2 protein-coding genes and 1 pseudogene are annotated in these 3,631 nt (G+C 65.5%); all 3 read right to left on the bottom strand.

Annotated features, from left to right (window positions below; all coding sequences use genetic code 11):
- On the bottom strand, window positions 1-331 hold a 331-nt coding region (locus WA904_RS21190), incomplete at its 3' end, for a hypothetical protein (RefSeq protein ID WP_425199105.1).
- Window positions 328-3,405, bottom strand: a complete 3,078-nt coding sequence (locus WA904_RS21185) for an efflux RND transporter permease subunit (protein WP_425199104.1) — start codon at window positions 3,403-3,405, stop codon at window positions 328-330. The genes WA904_RS21185 and WA904_RS21190, both read right to left, overlap by 4 nt.
- Window positions 3,406-3,427: 22 nt before the next feature.
- A pseudogene (locus WA904_RS21180) lies at window positions 3,428-3,631 on the bottom strand (efflux transporter periplasmic adaptor subunit); the annotation flags it as partial.

Genomic DNA, 3,631 nt, shown 5'->3' with positions numbered 1-3,631 from the left:
GGGCCGAGGAGCGCAGCCGAAAGCGGATCAGGGCGAGCGATTGTCTGAGCGTAGCGAGTTCGAGCTCGACCCCGCTTTCGGCGAGCACCGCAGGTTGCCCGTAGCGAAGCGAAGGGACCCAGACCATCGGGTCGCCTTTTCTTTTGCTTACTTTTCTTTTGGCGACGCAAAAGAAAAGTGAGTTGCCGCCGGGCAACCCCCGGCTTGTGGGCACACCTCCAACGCAGGAAGGAAAGGCGGCTTCGACAGGCTCAGCCCGAACGGTGGTGGTCTTCGAGCATGGATCCCGGATCAGGTCCGGGATGACAAACTGCAGGGGGAGGGGGTTCACAAAGAACTCCTCCGCCCAAACCTCTGTCCCATCCTGTCAAACGCCAGATAAATCACCGGCGTTGTGAACAGTGTGAGCATCTGGCTGACGATGAGTCCGCCGAAGATGGCCAGGCCCAGCGGCCGGCGCAGTTCGGCGCCTTCACCCCAGCCCAGCATCAGCGGCACGGCGGCAAACAGCGCGGCCAGTGTCGTCATGAGGATGGGCCGGAAGCGCAGTAACGCCGCCTGGTGAATCGCTTCCTGCGGCGACTTGCCTTCGCTGCGTTCTGCGTCGATGGCGAAGTCGATCATCATGATCGCGTTTTTCTTCACGATGCCGATCAGCAAAATAATGCCAATGATGCCGATGACCCCGAGGTCGGAGCCGCTGATGATCAGCGCCAGCAAGGCGCCCACGCCGGCCGAGGGCAGGGTCGAGAGAATCGTCAGCGGGTGGATGTAGCTTTCGTAGAGCACGCCCAGCACGATGTAGACACAGACCACGGCCGCCAGGATGAGCCACAACTGGCTGGACAGCGAGGACTGGTAGGCCCCTGCCGCACCGAGGAAGGTCAGGCTCACGCTGGCCGGCAGGGCGATGTCCTTCGCTGCCTGTTTGACTTCACTCACTGCCTTGCCGAGGGAGACACCAGGCGCCGTGTCGAAGCCCAGCGTGGTGGCGGGGTACTGGGCCACGCGGGTGATCTGCAGCGGTGCGGGCTGCTCGGTGATGGTGGCGATGCTGGCCAGCGGCGTGGTGGCACCCGAGCCGGTTTTCAGCGGCAGGGTGCCCAGCGATGCTGCTGACATCTGCGGGTCGGGCAGGGCCTCCAGGATCACGCGGTACTGGTTGGTCTCGGTGAAAATCGTCGAGACGATGCGCTGGCCGAAGGCACTGTACAGCGCATCGTCAATCGACGAGGTGGTGACGCCCAGGCGCGACGCGGTGTCGCGATCGACCGAGATATAGGCCGAAGCACCCGTGGCACCAGCGTCCGACGCGATGTTGCGCAGGGCCGGCAACTGCTGCATGCGCTGCGCCAGCTTGTTGGCCCACAGGGCCACCGTGGGATTGTCCGAGCCTTCGACCGACACGCGGAACTGCGTTGGCCCGGTTTCGGCGTCGATGGTCAGGTCCTGCGTGGGCTGCAGGTACATGGTGACGCCGGCCACCGCAGCTGCGCGGCGCTGCAGCCGGTCCATGGTTTCCTGCTGGCTGGTGCTGCGGCTCTTCTTGAGGTTGATCAGCATGCGGCCGGTGTGCAGCATGGTGTTGTTGGCTGCGTCCACGCCGATGAAGGAGCTCAGGCTGGCCACATCCGGGTCTTCCAGGATGGCGCGAGCCGCCGCCTGCTGCAGCTCGGCCATGCGCGCATACGAGACCGATTGCGCAGTTTCTATCCGGGCCTGCAGCTGGCCGGTGTCCTGGGTCGGGAACAGGCCCTTGGGAATCAGCACATACAGCAGAACGGTGAGCAGCAGGGTGGCCAGCGCCACCCCCAGCGTGGCGCCCTGGTGCCGCAGCACCCAGCTGAGCCACTGGTCGTAACGCGTGATCACGCCATCGAAAAATTTCTGCAGCTTCGCACCGGTCGGGCTGCTGTCGGCTTCGGGATCATGCTTGAGCCATCTTGCCGACATCATGGGCACCAGGGTGAGCGACACCACCGCGGAAATCAGGATCGTGATGGCCAGCGTCACGGCGAATTCGCGGAACAGCCGGCCGACCACGTCGCCCATGAAGAGCAGCGGAATCAGCACGGCGATCAGCGAGACCGTCAGCGAGATGATGGTGAAGCCGATCTGCTGCGCGCCCTTGAGCGCGGCGGCCATGGGCGCTTCGCCTTTTTCGATGTGGCGCGAGATGTTTTCTATCATCACGATGGCATCGTCCACCACGAAACCGGTGGCAATCGTCAGCGCCATCAGGCTCAGGTTGTTCAGGCTGTAGCCCAGCAAATACATGGCGCCGCAGGTGCCTATCAGCGAAATCGGCACGGCCAGGCTGGCGATCACGGTCGCGCGGATGTTGCGCAAAAAGGCAAAAATCACCAGCACCACCATGACCACGGCCAGCAGCAGCTCGATCTCCACATGCAGCACCGAGGCGCGTATGCCGGTGGTGCGGTCGCTCAGCACATCGACGTTCATGGCGGTCGGCAGGCCGGCCTGCAGCTCGGGCAGCCGTGCCTTGATGGCGTCCACCGTGGCAATCACGTTGGCGCCGGGCTGGCGCTGCACGTTCAGGATGATGGCGGGCTTCAGACCACTCCACGCGCCCAGCTTGACGTTCTCTGCGCTGTCCACCACCTGCGCCACATCGGTCACCCGCACCGCCGCGCCGTTGCGCCAGGCGATGATCAGGTTTTTGTAATCGGGCGCTGCCAGCAGCTGGTCGTTGGAATTGATGGAATACGAACGCGTGGGTCCGTCAATGCTGCCCTTGGCCGCATTGGCATTGGCCGAGCTGATCGCGCTGCGCAGCGAGTCCAGCCCCAGGCCGTAAGAGGCGAGGGCCCGCGTGTCCGCCTGGATGCGCACGGCGGGCCGCTGGCCGCCACTGAGGGAAACCAGGCCCACACCGTTGACCTGGCTGATCTTCAGCGCCAGCCGGGTGTTGACGATGTTCTGCACTTCGGTCAGCGGCAGGCTGTCGGAGGTGATCGCCAGCGTCAGCACCGGCGCGTCGGCCGGGTTCACCTTGGCGTACACCGGTGGCGCCGGCAGGTCGGCGGGCAGCAGCGAGCCGCCGGCGTTGATGGCGGCCTGCACCTGCTGCTCGGCCACGTCCAGCGCCAGTCCCAGGCCGAACTGCAGGGTGACGATGGAGACGCCGGCCGCACTGGTGGAACTCAGTCGCTGCAGGCCGGCCATCTGGCCAAACTGGCGCTCCAACGGCGCGGTGACGGTTTGTGCCATCACCTCGGGGCTGGCGCCGGGATACAGCGTCTGTACCTGGATGGTCGGGTAGTCCACCTGCGGCAGTGCCGACAGCGGCAGGAATTTGAAGCCGACCAGGCCCGCCAGCACGATGGCCACCATCAGCAGCGCGGTGGCCACCGGCCGCAGGATGAAAGGACTGGATGGGCTCATGGGTGCAGCCGCCGGGCGACCGTCATTGGGCAGGCGCGGCGGAACCCTGGCGCCGCCGCTCCCTGATTTGCTGCCAGCGTGCGATGGCCGCGGCGTCGCCCCGGTCTATCTGCTCCAGCAGGGCCTTGCGGCGGGCCAGGGCTTCCGGGTCGTCCTTGACCTGGTCCAGGAAACGCTGGCGCTGCTGCGCCGTGGGTGGTTCGAATGCGGCAGCGGGCGCCGGGGC

The sequence above is a fragment of the Polaromonas sp. genome, from assembly GCF_049790275.1.
Classification (GTDB): Bacteria; Pseudomonadota; Gammaproteobacteria; order Burkholderiales; family Burkholderiaceae_C; genus Polaromonas.
Note: the sequence above shows the minus strand (reverse complement) of the source record. Positions and strands in the feature narration are given on the sequence as shown.